12 protein-coding genes are annotated in these 23919 nt (G+C 52.3%); 11 read left to right on the top strand and 1 reads right to left on the bottom strand.

The annotated features are described in order from the left end of the window. Position 1: 1 nt before the first annotated feature. The 10 genes from F0P93_RS09225 to F0P93_RS09180 all read left to right on the top strand — a co-directional run bounded on the left by F0P93_RS09225 (position 2) and on the right by F0P93_RS09180 (position 19955). A complete protein-coding gene (locus F0P93_RS09225; RefSeq protein ID WP_225309419.1) occupies positions 2-1624 on the top strand; it encodes a RagB/SusD family nutrient uptake outer membrane protein in 1623 nt (540 codons plus the stop codon). Positions 1625-2243: 619 nt separating this feature from the next. Next, positions 2244-3995: a PQQ-dependent sugar dehydrogenase gene (locus tag F0P93_RS09220; RefSeq protein ID WP_150876090.1), complete on the top strand. Its 1752-nt coding sequence runs from the start codon at positions 2244-2246 to the stop codon at positions 3993-3995. A 424-nt stretch (positions 3996-4419) separates the two neighbouring features. After that, positions 4420-5088 carry an RNA polymerase sigma-70 factor gene (locus F0P93_RS09215; protein ID WP_150876089.1) on the top strand — a complete coding sequence of 223 codons (669 nt, stop codon included), beginning with the start codon at positions 4420-4422 and terminating at the stop codon, positions 5086-5088. Positions 5089-5121: 33 nt separating this feature from the next. Further along, positions 5122-6204 (top strand): FecR family protein, encoded by a 1083-nt coding sequence (locus tag F0P93_RS09210; protein ID WP_150876088.1) that lies wholly within the window; start codon positions 5122-5124, stop codon positions 6202-6204. 81 nt (positions 6205-6285) lie between these two features. Then, positions 6286-9627 (top strand): TonB-dependent receptor, encoded by a 3342-nt coding sequence (locus tag F0P93_RS09205; protein WP_150876087.1) that lies wholly within the window; start codon positions 6286-6288, stop codon positions 9625-9627. Positions 9628-9651: 24 nt separating this feature from the next. After that, complete coding sequence (locus F0P93_RS09200; protein ID WP_150876086.1) at positions 9652-11529, top strand: RagB/SusD family nutrient uptake outer membrane protein; 1878 nt, start codon at positions 9652-9654, stop codon at positions 11527-11529. Between the two features lie 208 nt (positions 11530-11737). Beyond that, positions 11738-14128 carry a GH92 family glycosyl hydrolase gene (locus F0P93_RS09195; RefSeq protein ID WP_150876085.1) on the top strand — a complete coding sequence of 797 codons (2391 nt, stop codon included), beginning with the start codon at positions 11738-11740 and terminating at the stop codon, positions 14126-14128. A gap of 61 nt (positions 14129-14189) precedes the next feature. Next, positions 14190-16220, top strand: a complete 2031-nt coding sequence (locus F0P93_RS09190; RefSeq protein ID WP_150876084.1) for an NPCBM/NEW2 domain-containing protein — start codon at positions 14190-14192, stop codon at positions 16218-16220. 75 nt (positions 16221-16295) lie between these two features. After that, complete coding sequence (locus tag F0P93_RS09185) at positions 16296-18311, top strand: NPCBM/NEW2 domain-containing protein (RefSeq protein ID WP_150876083.1); 2016 nt, start codon at positions 16296-16298, stop codon at positions 18309-18311. Positions 18312-18422: 111 nt separating this feature from the next. Beyond that, on the top strand, positions 18423-19955 hold the full coding sequence (locus tag F0P93_RS09180) for a sulfatase family protein (RefSeq protein WP_150876082.1): 1533 nt from the start codon (positions 18423-18425) through the stop codon (positions 19953-19955). A 5-nt stretch (positions 19956-19960) separates the two neighbouring features. Here F0P93_RS09180 and F0P93_RS09175 read toward each other — a convergent pair whose 3' ends face one another. Continuing rightward, positions 19961-21655, bottom strand: a complete 1695-nt coding sequence (locus F0P93_RS09175) for a sensor histidine kinase (protein WP_191908763.1) — start codon at positions 21653-21655, stop codon at positions 19961-19963. 364 nt (positions 21656-22019) lie between these two features. Between F0P93_RS09175 and F0P93_RS09170 the strand changes: the two genes are divergently transcribed. After that, a complete protein-coding gene (locus F0P93_RS09170) occupies positions 22020-23807 on the top strand; it encodes a family 43 glycosylhydrolase (RefSeq protein WP_150876080.1) in 1788 nt (595 codons plus the stop codon). Positions 23808-23919: the final 112 nt, after the last annotated feature.

Raw genomic sequence — 23919 nt, 5'->3', positions numbered from 1 at the left:
AATGATGAAAATTCTAAATAAATGGATAACGGGTTTGGCAGTTTCGGGTATGCTGCTAGTTTCTGGGTGTGCCGATAAGCTGGAAGTGGAGCCCCCACACAGCATTACCGACAAGCAAATAGCCGAACTTCTGGCGTCGGGTGACGAGGCCAAGATTCGGATCGTCATGGGTGGAATGGCCAACGCCATGCCCCTGTTGTTCAACAACGCAGGTGCTACAGGTGCGGGCGTTGCGGACATGTATTATTCCAATCAGGGACTGGATGTCAACCGCTCTATTGAAGGAAATGATATCATTCTGGGAGATCAGGAAGGGCTGAACGTACTCTCCGGTTCAATCGAATATCAGCTCGGTGACTTCATTGGAGCTGCCAACGCAAAGAATGGTAATTACTGGAGGTATGGCTGGTTTTGTATTACGACTGCTAACCAGATGCTCAATTACCTTCCGGATGAAACCGTGGCCAACAACAACTTTCTGAAGGAATGTAAAGCCAGAGGATTGTTTGCCAGAGCCTATGGGTACAACTACCTGATGGAAAATTATCAGAACGCCTTCCTGCAGGGCGGAAAGGACAAACTTGGCCTTCCGTTGTATGACCGGTTTCAACCCACTCAGGAAAACAAGCCTCGTTCCTCTGCTGTCGAAACGTATGCCTTTATCAAAAACGACCTGAACCGTGCCATTGCCTTATTCAAAGAGGCTGGGATTGGCTATACAACTGATATAACGGATATCGATCTGGCTGTGGCCAATTTCCTGCTGGCACGTGTATCGATCTGGACGGGGGATTGGGCTACTGCGATCAGTGCGTGCAATGAGATTCTGGCAAAGTATCCAACCCTTCTGAGCCAGGCACAGTACGGAGGTAAGAACATCGGCACCGCAGCAGCTCCCGAAATAAGGCCGGAAACCAATGGCTTTCTCAATAATGCGCAAAATCCGGAGGTCATTTTAGGATTTCCGCTTGGTGCGGCCAACACGTACTTTACCGCTTACATGAATCCCTACGGCAGAGGGAACGGAGGGCTGGAAAGAGCTTACAAGCGGATTGATAACCGGCTGTATGAAAAAATAGCACCCAACGATTTCCGTAAAGATGCCTTTTCGCTGGCACCACTTGGCAACTACACCTATCCGCCAAACAACACGGTTGCCTTTATCCCTTCTTACACGAACCTAAAATTCGCAGCTACCCACGGATTGAACAGCAACAACAAAATTGATGTGGGCGCTTCAACGGCGTTTTACATGCGTACTTCGGAAGTACTGCTGATGAAAGCGGAAGCGGAAGCGATGTCGCCAGCCACAGAAGCTGCAGCCAAAGCAACGCTCGACAGGCTGTTGGCTGCCCGTACCAAAACAGGAATGACACCGCTAACGACGGCTACTTATCCTGCGATGCAAGGGCTCACCACGTTACAAATGGTGCAGCTACAAACCCGCATCGAACTATGGGGGGAAGGCGGCCGCGAGTTCTACAACAACAAGCGCTGGAATATCCCGGTGGACAGAGCCAGCTCTGCCAACCATGTTACCAAGTCCAGTTTACCGGTAGCCAATATGACCCTGCAGATTCCCGAAGATGAAATTTTGTACAACCCGTTGGCGGTGCAGAATTAATCAATTTTTGAAGTTTAGAAAGAGAGGTGTTCCACAATGGCCACCTCTCTTTTCGTTGGAATTTGAAAACTATTGAACCATAAAGGAAGATAGAATCGCCGTTGTCATGGGTTGATCATTAATCGCTTGTACAAAGGTTATCCGGGTAGATGGGCATACTAGCTACTTGTGAATTAGGCTGTCGCTAATGCCAGCTTACGCACGGTCAGGATGGGTTCACCAATGGCCACTAGCCGTAACACATCGGCCCGCGCGGGCGTCTCCGTTAAATTCATTGGTTGATGCGTTGGGCTGCGTTTTCTGAAACGGCGGTGGTGAAAATGTTCGGGAACATCATTTTAGTGAGGGTAAAAAGGGTTCTGTTTTTCGATGCCGTGGGAATCGCACACAAGGTTGAATTATTTTTATTGATTTTTTAGGATAAGCCCCGGAAAACTTCCCGGCTGTCGGGCCAATACGAACTTTAAGGCGTTACCCGATCGAAAAACCGCTGACGTTTGATTTTGGCAAAGAATTGATCTAATTTTCAAACCTCCTTTGAAAATAAAAAAACGGCATGAAATTACCGATGCTTTCCCGAAAGCTAGTTGCATCAGATTCTACAGGGTACAAAAAACGAATGGGCCTTTGGGCCTTTGTCCTGATCAATGGATTGGGAATTGGCACCCACACCCACGCGCAGCAGCCCGCCAAAAAGCCCACCGCAGCCAAACCGCCCCTCACCGCCAGCACGGACTATTCCACCGACAAGGCGGTTCTGACCAAAGGACAGCAGTTGTTCCAGCAGAACTGTACGGCCTGCCACAATTTCCTGCAAAAAGGCATCGGGCCGAATCTGGCCAGCGTGACGACGGAAGTGCCGGTGGACTGGCTCCGGAAGTTCATCCGCAACGCCCCGGAGGTGATCAACAGTGGCGACGCCCGGGCGCACGAGCTTTTTGAAGAATACAAGCAGATGATGCCGCCGTTCACGCAGTTCAGCGAGGGCGACATCACCGCCCTGACATCCTTCATTCATTCGAAACGCAAGGTGTCGACGGTCGATGTCGGCAGTGAAAACCTCGGCGCGGTGCTAAACGATCCCATTCCGACGAAAATACCGCCCTCCGGGTTGCGAATTCAGTTGGAAGAGGTGACCACCGCCCCGGCCAGTGCCGAAAAAATACCGCTGGCCCGCATAAACAAAATGCAGGTGTTGCCCGGAACGAAAAACCGGCTGTTTCTGGAAGATTTGCGGGGAACGCTGTACGAAATGGAAGGCAATTCGCTGCGGCCCTACATGTCGATGGCGAAAGAACGCCCGAATTTCATTCACGTTCCCGGTTTGGCCACTGGTTTCGGCAGCTACGCATTCCACCCGGATTTCTACACCAACGGCCTGTTCTACACGACCCATACCGAAAAAGCCAACACCGCCCCGGCCGATTTTGCCTATCCCGACTCCATCAAGGTGACGCTGCAATGGGTGCTGACCGAGTGGAAACTGCCCGACCCGACGGCCCCGACCTTTGCTGGCACGGGCCGGGAGCTGCTGCGGCTCAACATGGTGAGCCCGATTCACGGCGTTCAGGAAATTACCTTCAACCCGCTGGCCAAACTGGGAAGCGCGGACTACGGCATGTTGTACATCGGTGTGGGCGATGGCGGAGCCACCGAAAACGGATTCTATTTTATCTGCAAAGACCGGAGCCGACCCTGGGGAAAGGTGCTGCGCATCGACCCGAAAGGCACCAACAGCACGAATGGAAAGTACGGTATTCCGCCCCACAACCCGTTTGCGAAGGATCCGACGGCGCTGAAAGAGATTTTTTGTCAGGGATTCCGGAACCCCAACCGGATTAGCTGGACGCCCGACGGCAAGATGCTGATTTCGGACATCGGTCAGGCGCAATCGGAAGAGCTGAACCTGGGTGTTGCCGGGGCGAACTACGGTTGGCCGGATCGCGAAGGCACCTTTGTCATCAACTACCGGGGCCGCATGGACCGGGTCTACGCCCTGCCCGCCAACGACGCAACCTTCAAGTATACATATCCCGTCGTGCAGTATGACCACGACGAAGGCAACGCGTTTTCCGCCGGTTTTGTCTATTCGGGAACCGCCATTCCGGCCCTGACGGGAAAATACATCTTTGGCGATATTGTCAGTGGGAAAGTGTATTTCGTGGAAAGCAGCCAGCTACAACCCGGCAAACAGGCCGAAATCAAGGAGTTGAAAGTGGAAGTGGCGGGCAAAACCGCTACGTTTCAGGAATTGAGCCAGAGTAAAAAAACGGATTTGCGGTTTGGTCTGGGGCTGAATCAGGATTTCTTCATCTATACCAAAGCCGACGGCCGGATCTACAAACTGGCCAACTGCGTACCTGATAAATAGAACGGCGGGAAAACCCTACAGGGCTATTTTTAACGCGAACGATGGGATTATTGGCTACAAACATGTCGTGCCTACGATACTTAATTAGTTCATAATCAATCAATAAATCTCATAGTTTGCATTATTTTTAAGATCTGATCAGCATATGTTAGCCGGTATACGCGACAGCTTTTTCGCTGCGCTGTATACCGGCTATTTTCTTGCCATTTCTTCCGGCATTCTTCTCTGATTTCAATCTGACGAGCCACCCAAAAACCCGAATTCAGGCTGGGAAAGGGGTGTTGAAAAATAGTAGAAAAGAAATGTTTTTTTAGTGTGGGGTAAAATAACAAAACTTTGTCTTCGAATTAGGATATTTTTCCGGCCTGGTCGACACACCGTCAACCATTCTCTACTACGTGCGTAGCGTGTATTCTCTGACCCGATGAACCTTGAAGAGCAGCCTTTAGAAGAGTATCACGCCGACCGAACCGGTCCCCGGATTTCAAAAGAATCAGAACAAACCCGGGTAATTTCCGACGAGTATTTTATTCAGAATTGTTTCGCTTTGTCTCCCCAGAAAGGGTTTGAGTTGCTCTTCAGAAAGTACTACACCAATTTATGCAACCACGCGATTCGGTATGTGTATTCGAAAGAAATAGCGGAAGACGTTGTTGCTGAAGTTTTCACGAATTTCTGGAATAATAAGGTGTATGAAACCGTCACCATTTCGTACCGGTCCTATTTATACACTTCCGTCAAAAACCGTTCCTACAACTACATAAAACAGGAGTTAAACCGGAATGAAAACCTGGATACGCGCGATGAGGACACGGATTATCTTAATGCCATTGCGGTGCTGCAGCCGGACGAAATCCTGCATTTCCATGAGCTAAGCCGAAAGCTGGAAGTGGCCATTCAACACCTGCCCAAACAATCCCGAAAAGCGTTTCAGCTAAACCGGCTGGAAGGCAAGAAATATGCGGAAGTCGCTTCCGAAATGGAATTAACGGTTAGCGCGGTAGAGCGGTTGATCAGCAGAGCGTTATCCCGGATCAGAGAGGAGCTGAAACACGAGTACTTACTCAGTTTATTTCTGCTGTTTATTCTCTAAGTCAGTGAGTGATACGACCCAAATCCCGCCAGTATGGAAACTTCATTACTAAAGAAAATCGTATTTGATTATTTTGATCACAAGTGTACCACAATTCAACGGAAACTGCTTGAAGAGTGGCTTGCTGATAAAAATAATCTTGATCTGTTTCATCAATACCTGGATGAATGGGAGTCGCAGCACCCCCAGTATAACTTTGATCCGGAGCGGGGATTAGAAAAAGTTTACCGATCCATTCAGGCGCCGGAAACCGAACAAAAAGTGAGTACGGTTCCGATCAAACTATTTCGATTGAATTCGCTATTCAGATGGCTTTCTGTGGCTTCCATTGTTTTAGTTCTGGGTTGGCTAGGCTGGACTAAATACGCAAAGTCCCCCGTCATTACCTACCGAACGCTCATCAATACGGTAAAAGAAGGAACCGGTGAAATTTACGAAAAAGAGAACCTGACCAACGGCCCTATTCTGGTCAACTTACCCGACAAAAGCTCCGTCATTTTACAGCCCCAAAGCCGGATCAGTTATTCACCGAAGCTGTTTAATAAGCGGAAACGGGAAGTGGTTCTGGTTGGGGAAGCTTTTTTTGAAGTACAGAAAAACCCCAGCAAGCCTTTTTTTGTATACACGAGGGGATTGATTACCAAAGTGTTAGGAACCAGTTTTCTGGTAAAAACGCAGGCCGAATTTTCGGAGGTCGTTGTGAAAACCGGGAAAGTCGAAGTGTTTCTGCACAGTGATAAAAACAAGGAGAAGAAAATGACCAGCAACCAATTGGAGGGGCTGGTTTTAAAAGAAGATGAACGCATCAATACAAACCCGAATCAGCAAACCTTAAACAAACCGCTGACGGTCGATAAAACCAACCTGAAACTCTCCATTCAAAGCCTGAGCTTTAATTTCGATGAGACGGCGGCTATTACCGTTATCGAGACGTTAAACAAGGCCTACCATGCGAACATCGTTTATGATAGCACCCGCTTGTCTTCCTGCAAACTGACCGCGCATTTGTCGGACGAACCCTTGTTGCAAAAAATCGAATTGATCTGCATTGCGCTGGAAGCCAGTTACGTCGAAAACGACGGTCGAATACAGATCAAGTCGAACGGATGTAAATGAACCGGTTTCAGAACGCGCCGGTATTTGCAAACTGTAATCACTACTGCCTCCTATTATTCCTAACCCTTAACCCGTAATTTTATGAACATAGCGCTACGAAATTGCAAACAAAGCATGGGCTTTCTGCCTGCATTTGTTTGCCAGGTATTTCTTTCGGTTCTCTTCATGGGGCCATTGTTTGCATACAGAGCCGATTCGCAGGAAGTACTGAAAAAACGGATTAGCCTGAAAATTGAAAATCAATCCGTCAAAAAGGTATTGATTGAGATCGAGAAAAATGCCGAAGTGCGGTTTATTTATAATCCCAATTTGTTAAAATCAGCGCACAAGGTTAATCTAACGATCCACAATTTACCGCTTGGCGATGTCCTGACCAGCGTCCTCGAACCGCTGCAATTGGGTTACCGGATTCTGGGAAAACAGATTGTTCTCAATCGGATTGAAGGAAAGCCGTCAGCAATGCCGGAAAACGAGGCCAGTCTACAGCCCGTATTGCCTCTGGATATATCCGTTAAGGGCCAGATTAAAGATGACAAAAATGAGGCCATTGTCGGGGCCAGTATCATCATCAAAGGCCTGAATAAAGGCACGACCACCGACGCGGAAGGCCGGTTTTCGCTGTCGGTTCCCAATGAGGATGCGGTATTGATCGTCAGTTTCATCGGGTATGAATCGCAGGAACTGGCTGTTGGAAAACGCACGGTTTTCGATGTGGTTTTAAAGGCAGATTTGAAGCAACTGGAGGAAATCGTGGTGGTTGGCTACGGTGAAATCAAGAAGACCGATCTGACCGGTGCGGTGGCCTCCGTTCAAACGCGGGACATTGTCCGGGCCAATCCGGTGATGGCTTCCAAAGCCATTCAGGGGCAGGTCGCGGGCGCAACCGTCACCAAATCAAGCAATAAACCGGGAGCGGGCTACAACATCACGATTCGGGGCGAAAACACCATCAACAACTCCACCGAACCGCTGGTGGTGATTGACGGACTGATGGGCGGCAATCTCAACAACCTCAATCCCAACGACATCCAGTCGATGGACATCCTGAAAGATGCGTCGTCGACCGCCATTTACGGGGCGCGGGGCGCCAACGGCGTCATCATCGTCACCACGAAAAAAGGGATTTCCGGCAAACCGCGTGTCAGTTACGACAGCTACGTGGGCGTAAAAATGCCCGCCCACATTCCCGAGCTGATGTCGAGTGAGCAGTTCTACAAAGCGACGTATACCGACCGGGTGCTGGAAGGTGCCACGGGGGCTACGTTCACAGCCGCCGAAATGGCGAACATCAAGGCCGGAAAAACCGCTGACTGGGTGGATTTGATTACCGACCCGGCCCTGCAAATGAGCCAGAACATCAGCGTAGCGGGTGGAAACGACAAGACAACCTACCGGTTTTCAGGTGGTTATCTGAACGAAAATGGCAATGTGCTCCATACGGGCTACAAACGCTACAACCTGAACGCCGGTCTGGACAGCAAGTTGGGAAACCGCTTCAAGGTGGGGTTTACGTCCTACCTGACCTACAGCAACCAGAACGTAGGGTCGCAGGAGTCGCTGCGAGGGGCTTACCGGGCGCGTCCGACGGGAACCGCCTATTTCAGCGACCTTGCCAACCCATCCGAGAACGGCGATTTCAATGTCGATGGGTATGCGTTCTGGATGGGAATCAACGACAAGCAGGTGCCTAATCCGCTGGCGGATATCGACCCCAAGACCTCGAAACTGCTGACCACCACGATGTCGGTGATGAGCAACGGTTACGTTGAGTTTACGCCCATCAAAGGGCTCAGTTTCCGCTCGTCGCTTTCGGCTTCGTATAACACCGACCGGATTGGCGATTTCCGGGGGCAGTGGTCCAAATCGCAGATTGGCTCCAAACCCCGGGCGCAGTATGACAACCGGACGCAGGGCAACTACACCCTGGACAATATTGTCACGTATAACCTGGATCGGGGCAAGCATAAATTTGGCGTTACGGGTTTGCAAAGTGCCTTTTACCAGCGCAACGAAGCCTATCAGATTGCCGCCAAAGACCTGCCGTATGACTCGGATTGGTACGCACTAAACACGGGTACGGTTACGGGCATCAACAGTTCGCTGGTCGAGCGCTCGCTGCTGTCGTTCATGGGGCGGGTTAATTATTCCTACAATGACAGGTATCTGTTGACGGTGACCGGTCGTTCAGACGGTGCTTCCCAGCTTTCGGAAGGCAACAAATGGGCCTTTTTTCCGTCGGTGGCCCTGGCCTGGCGGATGGGCGACGAACCGTTTATCAGCAACCTCAACGTGTTTTCGAACCTCAAACTGCGCCTGAGCTACGGGCAGGTGGGCAACTCGACGGTGAGTCCCTACAGCACGCAGGCCGGGTTGCTCAACACCGGGTATGACTTTGACGGTACGGCAGCTTACGGTTTCGCGCCTTCCAATCTGGCCAACAAGGATCTGAAGTGGGAGCGGAGTACGGAATACAACCTGGGACTGGACTTCGGGTTCTTTAAAAACCGCATTTCGGCTTCGCTGGAATTGTATAACCGGAAAACCGCCGATCTGATTCTGAATCAGAAGATTCCGACCGTAACCGGGTTTTCGCAGGTCATTGCCAACGTCGGGCAGATCGAGAACAAAGGCGTGGAACTGACGCTCAATACGGTCAACATCGCCCGCAACGATTTTAGCTGGAACAGCACGTTTGCGTTCACCCGCAACCGGAATAAACTGCTGCAACTGTACGGCGACGGCCAAACCGTCGATAAAGGCAACAAGCTGTTTGTCGGCTACCCGATCCGTTCGAATTTCGATTATCAATTCGATGGCATCTGGCAAACCGCCCAGCAGGAGCAGGCGACCAAATACAAACAGGTACCCGGCTCGGTACGCGTGGTCGATCAAAACAACGACGGCGTTATTTCCTCCACCGATGCCATCGACGACCGCGTGGTGCTGGGAACGCAGTTGCCAAACTGGATTTTGGGCATCACCAACCGCTTCAAATACAAAAACCTGGACTTGTCCTTTTTCGTCTACTACCGGGATGGCGTTCAATATTACAACAGCACCCTGTCGGGCACGTTCGGCGAAATCAGCGGCACCCGCTATAATAAACTGGCCTCGCTGGACTACTGGCGGAGCGACAATCCGTCGAACACCTATTTTGGGGTAGTGGCGGCCAATCCGTACCGAAATGCCATCAACTACCAGGATGCCAGCTTTTTGCGGATTTCGGACATTACGGTAGGCTACACCTTGCCGAAAGGCGTGATGAATTCCTGGAAACTGGCCAATGCCCGCCTGTATGCGCAGGTCATGAATCCGTTTGTGTTTACCAAATTCACGGGATTTGACCCTGAATTTAACTCGGCGATTTATCAGGATGACGTGCCGTCGATGACGTATACCGTAGGTGTCAATATCAGTTTCTAACCCCGAAATCAACGCGTAATTCCCATGAGATCTTTCCTCTCGATCCGATATACGGCCCTGTCCCTTGCTTTCCTAGGCCTGGTGGCTTCCGGCTGCAAAGACGAATTTTTGGTTGAAAAACCGGTTACCACCCTGACCACCGACGTATACTACAAAACGGAAGCCGGTTTTGAAGATCTGGTTCGATCCTGTTATTCTCTCCTGCGGAATATCCACCAGAACCGGACGCTGGTTCTGAACGGTACCGACATTTTTTCGCAGAGTGGTTTCGGCGACCCTAAATTTGCCACGCCAGCCGTGACAGGCGGCCCGCTGGAGCAATATGATGTTCGCCTGAATGCCACACTGGCGGAATTGCAAAGCCTCTGGACGCTCCTGTACGCCGAAGTGGCCCGAACCAACACGGCCATTAGCCGGGCCGAGGGCATTACGACGATGGCGGCTGCGCTCAAAGACACGCGGCTTTCGGAAGCGAAATTCCTGCGAGCATTGTCCTATTTTTATCTGGTTCAGCAGTGGGGCGATGTGCCGATGCCGCTGACCGAATCGCTCAGTCCGAGCAAAGAAGCCATTCGGGTGCCTTCGGCGACTATTTACAAACAGATTATTGACGATTTGCTCGATGCGGAAGCCAAATTGCCGGTGACGGCTTCCAACTACGGACGGATCACCAAAGGGGCCGCTCAGTTTTTGCTGGCTCGGGTGTATCTGACGAGGGGCTGGAATTTCAAGAGTTCGTTGGGTGGGAGCAACGCCGATTTTGATCTGGCGCTGCAATACGCCGATAAAGTGATTGAAGCCTACCCGCTGGCGACGGCCTACACCCAGTTGTTCCCGATTCATTCCGAAAATCCGCTGAAACAATATACCGGTGCTCAGAACGACAAGAATCCGGAGATCGTGTTTGCCGTCCAATACAATTCGGATGTGCTGACCAACAAAACCGACCCGGCTTTTGCCGTGGATGCGGCTGGGGGCAACAATTTGCATTCGGTTTTTGGCGGTGGTGGTGAAGGGTATCCCGGCACGAAAGGCCGAACGTCGGACTACAACCGGCACCAGCCTTTTCACATTACCAATCCGGCCATGTATCGGCTGTTCGATCCGGAAAATGATTCGCGGTACGATCATAATTTTGTGGAAGTGGGTTATGCCTTATTGCCGGTTACCGGTTTCAAACCTTTACCGGTTGTTAACCCCAATCTGAAAGTTGACATCAAAGCGGGCGATACCGTCGTGTATTTCCGGCCCTGGAACAAACCGGCTACCTCGTTGAATGAGCGCGGCATCGATTTGGGCGGCAAGAAGAATTATTCGGTGGTGAATCTGGATGAGTTGAGCGGAGGATACGGTTTTGTGAACGGCAGTGCGGTTAGCGTGAGCGGTTTTCCGTCGGACCAGCCGATGATGTGGAAGTTCTGGCAGCCCGGTATTGCCTACGGTGATGCATTTGGCACCTTCAACGAAGCGGTTTTCCGCTCAGCGGAAGCCTACCTGATGGCGGCCGAAGCACTGGTGAAAGGGGCGAAAAACGGGAAACTGGGCGGTGCCGAAGTGTATTACAACAAAGTGCTGGACCGGGCGCTGGTGAAAAAAGGGGCCGATCCGCTGTGTGCCAAAGATCCGGGCAATGTAAAGTCGCTGGAAGCGGTGTCGTACCGTGCCACGGCGGCCAACATCTCAATCGACCTGATTCTGGACGAACGCGCCCGCGAACTCATGGGCGAATATTCCCGGTGGTTTGATTTGAAACGAACCGGCAAACTGGTCGAACGGGTGAAAAAATACAATCCCTGGGCGGCCAAAAGCAACACGATCAAAGACATTCACTATTTGCGACCCATTCCGCAGGGCGAGATTGACCTGTCGTTTCCGGCCATGAAACAGAACGAAGGCTACTAATCGATACCCCAATGCCAAAAAAGGGGAGCGGTTTTGCGTTCTCCTTTATAACCAGAGGATCGTCGTGTAGATTTGCCATCGGCCTGTTGCCCCGTTCCCCTAAAGGGGACTTGGACGCGAAATCTTCGGATGCTAAAAGTCCCCTTTAGGGGAACGGGGCAACAGGCGTAATCCTGGAGTATTCTACACGCATACGATTCACCTCAACATGTTTAAATTTTCCTTCTACAGTCTCCTGTTTCTGCTGGTTCTGGAAATCGGAACAACGCCTTCCTGGGCGCAGAAAGGCGACCCAAAACCGGTCGATCTGGTAAATCCGCTGGTGGATGCGGCCAACTCCCGCTGGTTCTTTTTTAATTCGGCCAGCCGACCGTTCGGCATGGTCAATCTGAGTCCCGACAATGCCGTCAACGCCGACTGGAACGCGGGTTACCGGTATCACCTCGACAGCATCAAATGTTTCAGCCATATCCACGGCTGGCAGTTGTCGGGGATTCCGGTGATGCCCACAACGGGCGAATTCAAGGGCCACCGGGGAGCCAGTCAGTACGGTTCGCCGTTTTCGCACGCCAGCGAAGTCATCAAAGCGGGGTATCATAAGGTGGTGCTGGATCGGTACAAAATCACCGCCGAACTGACCTCGACTACCCGGGTCGGTTTTCACCAATACACCTTTCCGGCCTCGGCTCAAAGCCACATTCTGTTTGATTTTTCGACGTTTCTGGGACCATCCGATACGCAGAAGGGATCCGTGAAAAAGGTTAGCAATCAGGAGATTGAAGGCTACGCCATCATGGCCCCGACCATTCGCCGACCCAAAACGTTGACGGTTTTTTTCGTGGCGGTTTTCGACAAACCGTTTAAGTCCTTCAAGGGCTGGCGAAACGGTACATTGGAAACGCCCGGTGACCTGATCGAGGGCGAACGAACGGGAGCCTACCTCAGTTTCAAAACCGGGGCGGGTGAAATCCGGAAAATGAAAGTGGCGATTTCGTACGTCAGCGAAGCCCAGGCCCGGCTGAACCTGACGGCCGAACTGCCGCATTGGGATTTTGAAAAAACCGTTCAGGAAAGCCGCACCGACTGGAACACCTGGCTGAGCCGGATCGAGGTGCAGGGCGGCACCGAAACCGAACGCAGCCGGTTTTACACGGATTTGTGGCATGCCTTGCAGGGACGACGGATCATTTCTGACGTCAACGGGAAATACAGTGACATGACCGGTCCCGAACGGCGCATCAAACAGATTCCGCTGGATGCCAACGGGAAGCCAAGGTTCAATCACCACAATTTCGACTCGATGTGGGGCGCACAGTGGTCGCTCAACACGCTCTGGCACCTGGTTTATCCGGAGGTGACGGAATCTTTTGTGAATTCAATGCTGCTGATGTACGACGACGGCGGACTGATTCCGCGCGGACCGGCGGGCGGCAACTACACCTATGTGATGACCGGCGCTTCGTCTACTCCGTTCATTGTCAGTGCGTATCTGAAAGGAATCAAAGGTTTTGATCACCAGAAAGCCTACGAAGGGTTGCGGAAAAACCACTTCCCCGGCGGTATGATGAGCAAAGCGGGGTATGAGCACAACACGTTTAAAGGCGGTGGTATTGAATACTATATGGAACGCGGGTATGTGCCGCACCCGATGGGCAAAACCCGTTACGGTTTTCATCAGGACGGTTCTACGCAGACGCTGGAATATGCCTATCAGGATTACACGCTGGCGCAGATGGCGAAGAAACTGGGCAAAACGGATGATTACGGCCTGTTTATGAAGCGGGCTGAAAATTACAAGAACATCTGGAATCCCGAACTGGGCTGGATGTGGAACCGGACGCTGGACGGGAAATGGGGCGAACCCGCCGATATTTTGCGGTACGACAACGGCTGGGAAGAGGGCAATGCGGCCCAATACACCTGGTTTGTGCCGCACGATGTGCAGGGCCTGATCAACCTGATGGGCGGTCGGGAAGCCTTTACGGCCAAGCTGAACAGTTCGTTTGAAAAAGCCGAAAAACACGATTTTGTTTCGGGGAAATCGCACGACAAAGAGACGCTGGAGGAGTTGCGCCGGGTGTTTATCAACTACGGCAATCAGCCCTGCATGCAGACCCCTTTTCTGTTCAATTACGCCGGTTCGCCCTGGCTGACGCAACACTGGACGCGGCAGATCATCGAGAAAGTCTACAGCGGTATTTCGCCCGATTTTGGCTACAGTGGCGACGAAGATCAGGGGTTGATGGGCAGTTTGTCAGTTTTGCTGAAAACCGGTTTGTTTTCGACCAACGGCGGCACGACGCCCGAGCCGTTTTACGAGATCAGCAGCCCGCTATTCAACAAAATCACAATTCACCTCAATCCCAGGTATTACAAAGGGAAGCAGTTTGTGGTGGAAGCAAAAAACAACTCGGCTCAGAACCTGTACATCCAGTCGGCGCAGTTGAACGGCAAAGCCCTCGACCAGCCGTGGGTGATGCACGAAACCGTTGTCAACGGGGGAACCCTGCGGCTGCAAATGGGCGCAAAACCGAATAAAGCCTGGGGCAGCAAACCGGAGCAGGCACCGGTGTCGATGTCGTCAAAATCCGAAAAATGAAAAAGCTGAAAATACCGGTCAGAAAGGCCCAAGGTGTGGTAAAAACGAAGGACCAATGAGCATGACGAAGCGATTCTGGCTGCTTATGGTCTGGGGATTTAGTCTTGGTACAGTCACTCACGCCCAGAAAACCAGCGCAATCTGGCTGGACGATTTGCCCATCAAATCCTTTTCGGAAGGCATTCCAGCCGTGTTGCCCAAAACGACGGCAGCTGGTGATTCCATCGTCATGCACGGGCGGTATTTTAACCGGGGTGTTGGTGTGAATGCGACCAGCATTCTGGCGTTTTTTCTGGATGGAAAAACCACCGAATTTACCGCAACCGTGGGCGTTGACGACAAAGGAATCAGGGATTTACCCCACACGTTTTACGTCATTGGTGACCGGAAAATCCTGTTCGACAGCGGAGAAATGCGGCTTGGCGACGTGCCCAAAAACGTCACGGTAAAGTTGGACGGGGTTAAACGGCTGGGACTTCTGGTGAAGGTTGATGACACGGGGCGGACGAAACTGTATTCCAATTGGGCCGATGCCCGGTTGGTTATGCTGGCTGGTTATCGTCCTGAAAACATTCCTAATGCGGATGAAAAATACATTTTAACCCCGGCTCCGGCCCCATCACCCCGAATCAATTCGGCAGCGGTTTTTGGAGCCACGCCCGGTAATCCATTTCGGTATACCATCGCGGCAACGGGTGACCGACCGATGCGGTTTTCGGCTAAAGGGCTACCACCAGGGCTTTCGCTGGACGAAAGGACGGGAATAATCACGGGAAAAGTGTCAAAACCTGGTACGTACCCCGTAACCATCCGCGCCAAAAATACGCATGGTGAAGCCACAAAAGTGTTAGGAATAAAGATTGGCGATACCATTGCGCTGACGCCCCCGATTGGCTGGAACGGCTGGAATTCCTGGGCCCGAAACATCGATCAGAAGAAAGTGATGGATTCGGCCGATGCCATGGTGAAAATGGGATTGAGCCAGCACGGCTGGACCTACATCAACATCGACGACGCCTGGCAGGGCAAACGCGGAGGAAAATTCAACGCCATTCAGCCCAACGATAAGTTTCCGAAGTTCCGGGAAATGGTGGACTATATTCACGGTTTAGGATTGAAAGTGGGCGTTTATTCGACGCCGATGATCACCAGTTACGCAGGTTACATCGGCGGTTCTTCCAACTTTGAAAAAGGCGATTTTCCCGATTCGATTCAGGCCAACAAGCGCGCTTTCCGTTACGTGGGGAAACACCGGTTTGAAACCGAAGACGCCCGGCAACTGGCCGAATGGGGAATCGATTACCTCAAATACGACTGGCGGATTGACGTACCGTCTGCCGAGCGAATGTCGGTGGCCCTGAAACAGTCGGGCCGGGATATTTTTTACAGCATTTCCAATTCGGCGCCGTTTGCGAATGTTAACGACTGGGTTCGATTAACGAATAGTTACCGCACCGGTCCCGACATCCGGGATAGCTGGAACAGCCTCTATGTTTCGGCCTTCACGCTCGACAAGTGGGCACCCTACGGCGGCCCCGGCCACTGGAACGACCCCGACATGATGATTGTGGGCAATGTCACCACCGGAACGCAGCTTCACCCCACGCGCCTGACGCCCGACGAGCAATACAGCCACGTGAGTTTGTTCAGTCTCCTGGCGGCTCCGTTGCTCATCGGTTGTCCGATTGAACAGCTCGATGCGTTTACCCTGAATTTGCTGACCAACGACGAAGTGATCGAAATTGACCAGGACCCGCTGGGGAAATCAGCCCGGCTGGTGCGGGAAGATGATGGCGTACAAATCTGGCTCAAACCACTGGAAGATGGCTCGTTTGGCGTCGGTCTGTTCAACGTCGGCAACTTTGGCAAAACCCCTGAATCGCATTTTCGCTGGGGGGATGAAACGGCCAAACCTTACACATTTGATCTGGCGAAAGCAGGATTAAAAGGCAATTACCGGCTGCGCGATGTGTGGCGGCAAAAGGATTTGGGTGTGTTTGAAAGGACATTCAAAACCGAGATTCGGCATCACGGGGTGGTTCTGCTCCGGTTGTTTCCGTACACCCCTAAATCCCCTAAAGGAGACTTTTAGCATCTGGCTCAACCGTGTCCAAGTCCCCTTTAAGGGAACGGGGCAAAAAGTGAAAGCTCTAAATACACCACAAACATGCCTACACTGTCAAAGTCGTTTACGGTTTTATGTCTGTTCATTGCAACCGCAACGTATGCCCAAAAGACGAGTACGGTTTGGCTGGATGATCTGCTGATTCAAACGTTTTCCGAGGGTATTCGTCCGGTGACGGCGAAACGAAATTACAGCAACGATTCGATGCGGATCAACCGGACGTATTACCGCCGGGGTGTGGGGGCGCAAAGTGTGAGCGTGTTGGCGTTTTACCTGAAGAAAAATGCCACACGATTCAGTGCCGTAATTGGAGCCGATGACCTGGGCAATACAGAAATTCCGGTCAAATTCTACGTCATCGGCGACCGGAAAATCCTTTTTGAAAGCCGGGAAATGAAGGTGGGCGACGCTCCCCAGAACGTTGAGGTAGACCTGACGGGGATCGAACGACTGGGCCTGTTGATCACCGATCCGGTCGGTGGTTCCAACAACAAACGAACCTACGCCAACTGGGCCAATGCGCGGTTGATCATGAAAGGCGAAAACCGTCCTGAACACTTTCCGAATGCAGACGAAAAATACATTCTGACGCCCAAACCGGGCGAAAAACCCCGGATCAATTCTGCAAAAATCGTTGGAGCCACACCCGGAAATCCGTTTCTGTACACCATTGCGACGACCGGAAAACGCCCCATTCTTTTTTCGGCAGATGGTTTGCCATCCGGGTTAATACTGGATCGAAAAACCGGTATCATTACGGGAAAAGTCAGCCAGCGCGGCACATACAAAACCACGCTGAAAGCCAAAAATGCGCTGGGTGAAGCGACCCGGAGCCTAACGATCCGGATTGGCGATACGATTGCGCTGACGCCACCCATTGGCTGGAACGGCTGGAATTCGTGGGAAACGCGGATTGACCGGGAAAAAGTAATCGCGTCGGCCGACGCCATGGTGAAGATGGGCCTGATCGATCACGGCTGGACGTACATCAACATCGACGATGCCTGGCAGGGCGTCCGGAGTGGGCCGCTAAACGCCCTGCAGCCTAACGAAAAGTTTCCGGATTTCAAGGGCATGGTGGACTATATTCACGCGCTGGGCTTGAAAGCGGGGCTGTATTCGACGCCCTATATTTCCAGTTACGGCGGTTATGTCGGGGCTTCCTCCGATTTTGCAAAGGGCGGAGAATCGCATGAGTCGATTAGGGTAAACCGACGCGCGTTCAATCACATAGCCCCCTATCGGTTTGAAACCGAGGATGCCCGGCAAATGGCCGAATGGGGTATTGATTTCCTGAAATACGACTGGCGGATCGATGTCAACTCGACCGAACGGATGTCGACGGCACTGCGGCAATCGGGCCGGGATATTGTGTTCAGTTTGTCCAACTCGGCCCCGTTTGCCAACGTGACCGACTGGATGCGGTTATCGAACATGTACCGCACCGGCCCCGACATCCGGGATAGCTGGACGAGCCTGTACCAACTGGCGTTTACGCTGGATAAATGGGCCCCTTACAACGGCCCCGGTCACTGGAACGACCCCGACATGATGATTCTGGGCAATGTATCCACGGGTCCCGAACTTCATCCGACCCGACTGACACCCGACGAGCAATACAGCCACGTGAGCCTGTTTAGTTTACTGGCAGCCCCCTTGCTCATCGGTTGTCCCATCGAGCAACTGGACGCGTTTACCCTGAATTTGCTGACCAACGATGAAGTCATCGAAATCAATCAGGACCCGCTGGGGAAATCGGCCCGGTTGGTGCGGGAAGAGAATGGTGTACAAATCTGGCTCAAACCGCTGGAAGACGGCTCGTTTGCGGTCGGCCTGTTCAACGTTACGGAGTATGGCAAAACCCCCGAATCGTATTTCCGTTGGGGGGATGAGACGGTTAAAACCTTTACATTTGACCTGACTAAAACGGAACTGAAAGGCAACTACCGGCTGCGCGATGTGTGGCGGCAGAAGGATTTAGGGGCATTGAAGGATTCATTCAAAACCGATATTCGGCATCATGGGGTAACCCTGCTCAGGCTGTTTCCGGTTCGGTAGATTATAAAGAAATGGGATGGGAACGCTGATCAAGCGGATGGAACGGATTAAATCCGTTTTGATCCGTTCCATCCGTTTAATCCGCGTTCCCATCCCTTAAACATTCACAAAATGATCAGATTCCTCAGTTCAGGCGTATTGATTTGTGGGATTGCCGGTTTTTTAATCGGCATGAATCCGTCACAACCCGACAAAAAACAGCCGCCCAACATCGTCTACATTCTGGCGGATGATTTGGGGTATGGCGACGTGTCGGTGTATAATCCGGAAGGGCAGATCAAGACGCCCCAGATCGACAAACTGGCGTCGGAGGGCATGCGGTTTACGGATGCGCATTCGCCCTCATCGGTTTGCACGCCCACGCGCTACGGTTTGCTGACCGGCCGCTATCCCTGGCGGAGCCGTCTGCCGGTCGGGGTGTTAAGGGGGTACAGCCGGACGCTGATCGAAGCCGATCGCCCAACGGTGGCTTCGTTGTTGAAAAGCCAGGGGTATCAAACGGCCGTTGTTGGCAAATGGCATTTGGGGCTGGATTGGGAAGTGCAGAAGGGCCGTGAAGCGGTTTTGACGGCGGAAGGGTACGGCATTAAAACCGAAATGAATCCCGATGATATTGATTTTTCGCGGGAACCGGCGCAGGGGCCGAAAACCGTTGGCTTCGACTATTCCTACATCCTGCCGGCCTCGCTCGATATGCCGCCCTATTGTTACCTTGAAAACCAGAAACTCACCGACTTGCCGACGGGTTACACCGACGGTAATAAGCTGGAAACCGGCTATACCGGCCCGTTCTGGCGCGAAGGCAAGAAGGCACCCTCATTCGATTTCTATGGCGTACTGCCCACGTTTGTGTCCAAAGCCGTCGCTTTCCTGAAAAAGCAATCGACGCAAAAACCGTTCTTTCTGTATCTTCCACTGGCGGCTCCGCACACGCCCTGGGTGCCGACCAACGACTATACCGGGAAGTCGAAAGCCGGGGAATACGGCGATTTTGTGCAGCAGGTGGATGCCGCCGTCGGGGAGGTTCTGCGAACGCTGGCCGAATCGGGACTTGCTGACAATACGATCGTTCTGTTTGCGAGCGATAACGGCCCGTACTGGCGGGAAAATTTTGTGAAGCAGTTCAACCACAAAGCGGCTGGCGGATTCCGGGGCATGAAAGGCGACGCGTTTGAAGGCGGCCACCGCATTCCGTTCATTGTTCGCTGGCCGGGCCACATAAAACCGGGAACGACCAGTGCGGCTACCACGACCTTAACCAACCTGATGGCGACCTGTTATGACGTGCTTGGACTGAAAAACCGGACTGCCATGCCCGAAGACAGCTACAGCATTCTTCCCGTGTTGCTGGGCAAAGCCCGCCAGGTTGCCGATCAACCGGCCGTGGTGCACAGTTCATCCATCGGTTTTTTTGCGATTCGAAAAGGCGACTGGAAGTTGATCGAAGGGCTGGGCTCGGGCGGTTTTACGGAACCCCGACAGATCAAAGCCCCAGCGGGGCAGGGGAGCAAAGGGCAGCTCTACAATCTGGCCACGGATGGCGCGGAGACCACGGACCTTTATCAGCAGAATCCCGAAAAAGTGCGGGAGTTAACGGACTTATTGGTCAAAATCCGGCAAAGCAAAACGCGGGTTTCGCGTTGAGGAGTTCATCTGGCCGGAACCGATACCGCCACACTTTGGGGCAGAAATACCGTAAATGTGGTTCCCTGACCGGGTTGCGACTGGGCCGCGATGGTACCGCCGTGCATCTCAGCCACTTTCTTGCAAATGGTGAGACCGATGCCCGTGCCGGCATACTGGTCTTTGCCGTGCAGCCGTTGGAAAAGCTGAAAAATCCGGTTGTGATACCGTTCGTCGAAACCAATGCCGTTGTCTTCCACGCTGATGGCCAGGTACGACGGCTCCCGTTGCCGCATCGGAACCGGAATGTCGAAAATGGTGACGTCCCGGGCCGAAATCCGCACCTGCGGAGGGCGATCGGGGGCGATGAATTTCAGGGCATTCGAGAGCAGGTTCTGGAACAGTTGCCGCAGTTGCAGCGGATTGCCGTAGATGGTGGGCAAAAAGTCAACGAAAACCTGCGTCTTTTTTTCACGAATGCTTAGTTCCAAATCGCCTAATACTTCTTTAACCAGCACATTGAGGTCGACCTGGCGAAAGGGCTGGTGGTGCGTGTTCAGCCGCGAATAGGCCAAAATATCCTTGATCAGAACGTGCATGCGTTCGGCTGCGTGGTGCATCCGCTGAATCAAATCCTGGGCCGTTGGGTTTAGCTCATTGGCAAACTGTTCGACCAGCAGCGTTCCGAAAGACTGAATTTTTCGTAAGGGTTCCTGCAAATCATGGGAAGCAATGTAGGCAAACTCGGCCAGTTCCTGGTTGCTGCGGTTCAGTTCGCCAATGTTCAGTTTCAGTTCGTGCTGGTATTGTTCCAGTTTCTGTTTGGTTTCGGTCAGCTCGCGGTTGTCCTGCAAGGTTCGCTCCACCATTTTCTGGGCCTGAATATCCACCAGAAAACCGCTCCAGTACAGAATTTCCTTCTTCTCATCCAGCAGTGCGGTGGCGGTCATGCGGTGCCAGACGTAGGCACCCGTTTCGGCATTCCGGATTCGGATCTCGGTCTGGAAGGTGTGGTTGGCCGAAGCGTTTTCGGCCCATTTTCCCCACCATACGGCCGCGTCGTCTTCGTACAGAACCGTCTCCCATTTCGTTTTATTCAACTGGCTGACCGATTCGCCGGTGTATTTTCGCAACCATTCATTGGCATACAGGAGTTTCCCTTTCGCCGTGGCCGTAAAAATCATGAGCGGCAACGAATCGCTCAACATCTGATACTGGCGTTCTGACGAGCGAAGCCGCTCAGCCAGTTCCTGTAGCTGGTTGTTTTTCCGTTTGATTTCATCGGCTACCAGTTCGGTCGGCTCGGTGAGGAAGTGGTGCTTCCAGCGTGCCACGTTGGTTTCATTAATGCACTGATCGGCTAAAACCGGCATACTCAGCCGTACTTCCGATCCCTTTTCAGATTCAGAGACCCGAACTTCGTCCACCAGACGGCTGGCCACCTCGATCCGTTCATTTTTTTGTCCGGTAATCGCACTGCGGCTGTCACTGATTTTGGCCATAATCCGGGCTTTAGAGCCGTTTGGGAGCACAATCCCGAGCGTCAGGGAAGCATCGCTGCCATGCTGAAGGGCATCGCGGGAAACTTCCAGAACCGCCGTTGCAAAAGTCGTTTGAGCCAGCAGCGAAAGCCCCGCCAGCTCGCCCAGTTTCAACGTGCGTTTGTGCGCCAGAATCAGATCCTGTTCATCAGCCAGCGAAACCTTAACGAATTCGTACATAACAGAAACAGGGTATGCTATACGGCTGCCGGGGGATGAATGGTTCATCGACCGTGGTCTTTTTTAAAGACGATTATCGGGGAAATATCCTCTTGTGAGTAGGGGAGAATACATTGATAATCTCGAAAAGACCGCTGAACCGACGATCTGGTCAGCGTGTAGCCTATGTCTGTTAAAACAGCTAAGTCTCTGGTTTTGTTTAAAGTAAATCCGGGTGAACGATCCAATCGGCAAGCAACCAAAACGGGTGTTTTTTTTACTATTTTCAAGCATCCCGAAATTGGAACGGTTTTTTGTCCCGTACTTGCAGGCGGAGAAATGGCGTACCTTGCCAGGTAGGTTGATCATCGAAAACAGGAAAGTCATGAAAAAAAACGTTCAGAGAAAAGTCTTGCTGTTTGCTCTTCCCTGGTTTATCGGGATCTCTGGCCTGGCCCAGCAACGAACCTACTGCAACCCGATGGACATCAGTTACCGGTATAATTTTGAGCAGTTGAACGAACGGATTTCGTACCGTTCGGGCGCCGATCCGGTCATCATCAACCACAAAGTGGGTAACAAACCGGGCGAGTACTTTCTGTTCGTCACCATTTCGGGCGGCTGGTGGAAATCGAAGGATCTGGTCAGTTGGCAATACGTTGTGCCTGATAAATGGCCGATGGAAGACATGTGCGCTCCGGCGGCCCTGTCGGTGCACGATACGCTGTTTCTGTTTCAGTCAACGTTCGAACAACGGCCCATTTTTTATTCGACCGAACCCGAAAAAGGCAAGCTCAAATTCTATAACCGCTGGCTGCCGCGCCTGCCCAAAGACATCGGCCCCTGGGACCCGGCGCTCTTCCACGATCCGGACACCGACAAGTGGTACATGTATTGGGGTTCCTCGAACGTTTACCCCATTTTTGGTGCCGAACTAGACCACCGCCGTCGACTGACCTACCTGAACCCGGAACCGTCGAAAGCCTACCAGCCCATGTTCTGGCTCGACCCGTGGCAACATGGTTGGGAGCGTTTCGGCCCGAACCATTCCGATCCCATCAAACCGTTTACGGAAGGAGCCTGGATGACGAAACACAACGGCAAATACTACCTGCAATACGGCGCCCCCGGAACCGAATACAACGTGTACGCCAACGGCACTTATGTCGGCAAAGATCCGCTGGGGCCGTTTGAATACGCACCCTATAATCCGATTGCCTACAAACCGGGGGGCTACGCCACCGGCACCGGCCACGGAAACACGTTTCAGGACCATTTTGGCAACTACTGGAATACCGGCACCACGTGGCTGGGCATCGTCTGGGGCATGGAACGACGGATTGTGATGCACCCCGCCGGTTTTGATAAAGACGACCAGCTTTACGCCAACACCCGGTTTGGAGACTTTCCGCACCATCTTTCCACCCAAAAGTGGGAGAACAGCAACGCGCTTTTTACGGGCTGGATGTTGCTGAACTACAAAAAACCGGTTACGGCTTCCTCAACGCTGGATACCCTGCGCGCGGAGTTGACGGTGGACGAAAACCCCCGGACCTTCTGGGTACCGACCCAAAACAAACCCGGCGAAACCCTAACCACCGACCTCGGCGCCGACCACGACATTCGGGCGGTGCAGGTCAATTACGTCGATTACAAAAACACTGTTTTCGACAGTGATTCTACAGTTTATACCCAGTTTCGGTTGTATGCGTCGAAAGATGGAAAGAAGTGGGACAAAATTGCCGACCTGACATCGGAGCCCAAACGCGACCGCGCCTGTGCCTATGTGGAATTGCCCCGGCCGGTGCGCGGGCGCTATGTACGGTATGAACACGTCTACACGGCGGGTCCCTACGTGGCCATCAACGGTTTTCGGGTTTTTGGCTATGGGTTAGGAAAAGCCCCGGCGATGCCCGTAAAACTAGCGGCTGTCCGGCAGAAAGACCAGCGAAATGCCGATATTGCATGGGAGAAAGTCCCCGGCGCTGTGGGCTACAACATTTTGTGGGGCATTGCCAAAGATAAGCTGTATCAGACCTATCAAATCTGGAATGACCAGCCGAATAAACTGGAGTTGAGGGCGTTGAACGTGGGCGTACCGTATTATTTTGCCATTGAGTCGTTCAATGAAAACGGTGTATCAACGGTCAGCGAGGTCATTGGTCCCCGGTAACAACGGAATCCGAATTCTTCAGGTTCATATCCCTGTTTTCGACCAATGATTCGTTCATAATTCACTCTGGAACGCCCGGATGGTTTGCTAAAACTTTTCTTTTTCAAAAAAG

The sequence above is a fragment of the Larkinella humicola genome (assembly GCF_008727875.1).
GTDB classification, from domain to species: Bacteria; Bacteroidota; Bacteroidia; order Cytophagales; family Spirosomataceae; genus Larkinella; species Larkinella humicola.
Note: the sequence above shows the minus strand (reverse complement) of the source record. Positions and strands in the feature narration are given on the sequence as shown.

What these genes read in the sequence shown, in the direction of transcription:
- F0P93_RS09225 (WP_225309419.1), top strand. Translation starts at nt 2, where the DNA reads ATGATGAAAATTCTAAATAAATGGATAACGGGTTTGGCAGTTTCGGGT.
- F0P93_RS09220 (WP_150876090.1), top strand. Translation starts at nt 2,244, where the DNA reads ATGGGCCTTTGGGCCTTTGTCCTGATCAATGGATTGGGAATTGGCACC.
- F0P93_RS09215 (WP_150876089.1), top strand. Translation starts at nt 4,420, where the DNA reads ATGAACCTTGAAGAGCAGCCTTTAGAAGAGTATCACGCCGACCGAACC.
- F0P93_RS09210 (WP_150876088.1), top strand. Translation starts at nt 5,122, where the DNA reads ATGGAAACTTCATTACTAAAGAAAATCGTATTTGATTATTTTGATCAC.
- F0P93_RS09205 (WP_150876087.1), top strand. Translation starts at nt 6,286, where the DNA reads ATGAACATAGCGCTACGAAATTGCAAACAAAGCATGGGCTTTCTGCCT.
- F0P93_RS09200 (WP_150876086.1), top strand. Translation starts at nt 9,652, where the DNA reads ATGAGATCTTTCCTCTCGATCCGATATACGGCCCTGTCCCTTGCTTTC.
- F0P93_RS09195 (WP_150876085.1), top strand. Translation starts at nt 11,738, where the DNA reads ATGTTTAAATTTTCCTTCTACAGTCTCCTGTTTCTGCTGGTTCTGGAA.
- F0P93_RS09190 (WP_150876084.1), top strand. Translation starts at nt 14,190, where the DNA reads ATGACGAAGCGATTCTGGCTGCTTATGGTCTGGGGATTTAGTCTTGGT.
- F0P93_RS09185 (WP_150876083.1), top strand. Translation starts at nt 16,296, where the DNA reads ATGCCTACACTGTCAAAGTCGTTTACGGTTTTATGTCTGTTCATTGCA.
- F0P93_RS09180 (WP_150876082.1), top strand. Translation starts at nt 18,423, where the DNA reads ATGATCAGATTCCTCAGTTCAGGCGTATTGATTTGTGGGATTGCCGGT.
- F0P93_RS09175 (WP_191908763.1), bottom strand. Translation starts at nt 21,655, where the DNA reads ATGTACGAATTCGTTAAGGTTTCGCTGGCTGATGAACAGGATCTGATT.
- F0P93_RS09170 (WP_150876080.1), top strand. Translation starts at nt 22,020, where the DNA reads ATGAAAAAAAACGTTCAGAGAAAAGTCTTGCTGTTTGCTCTTCCCTGG.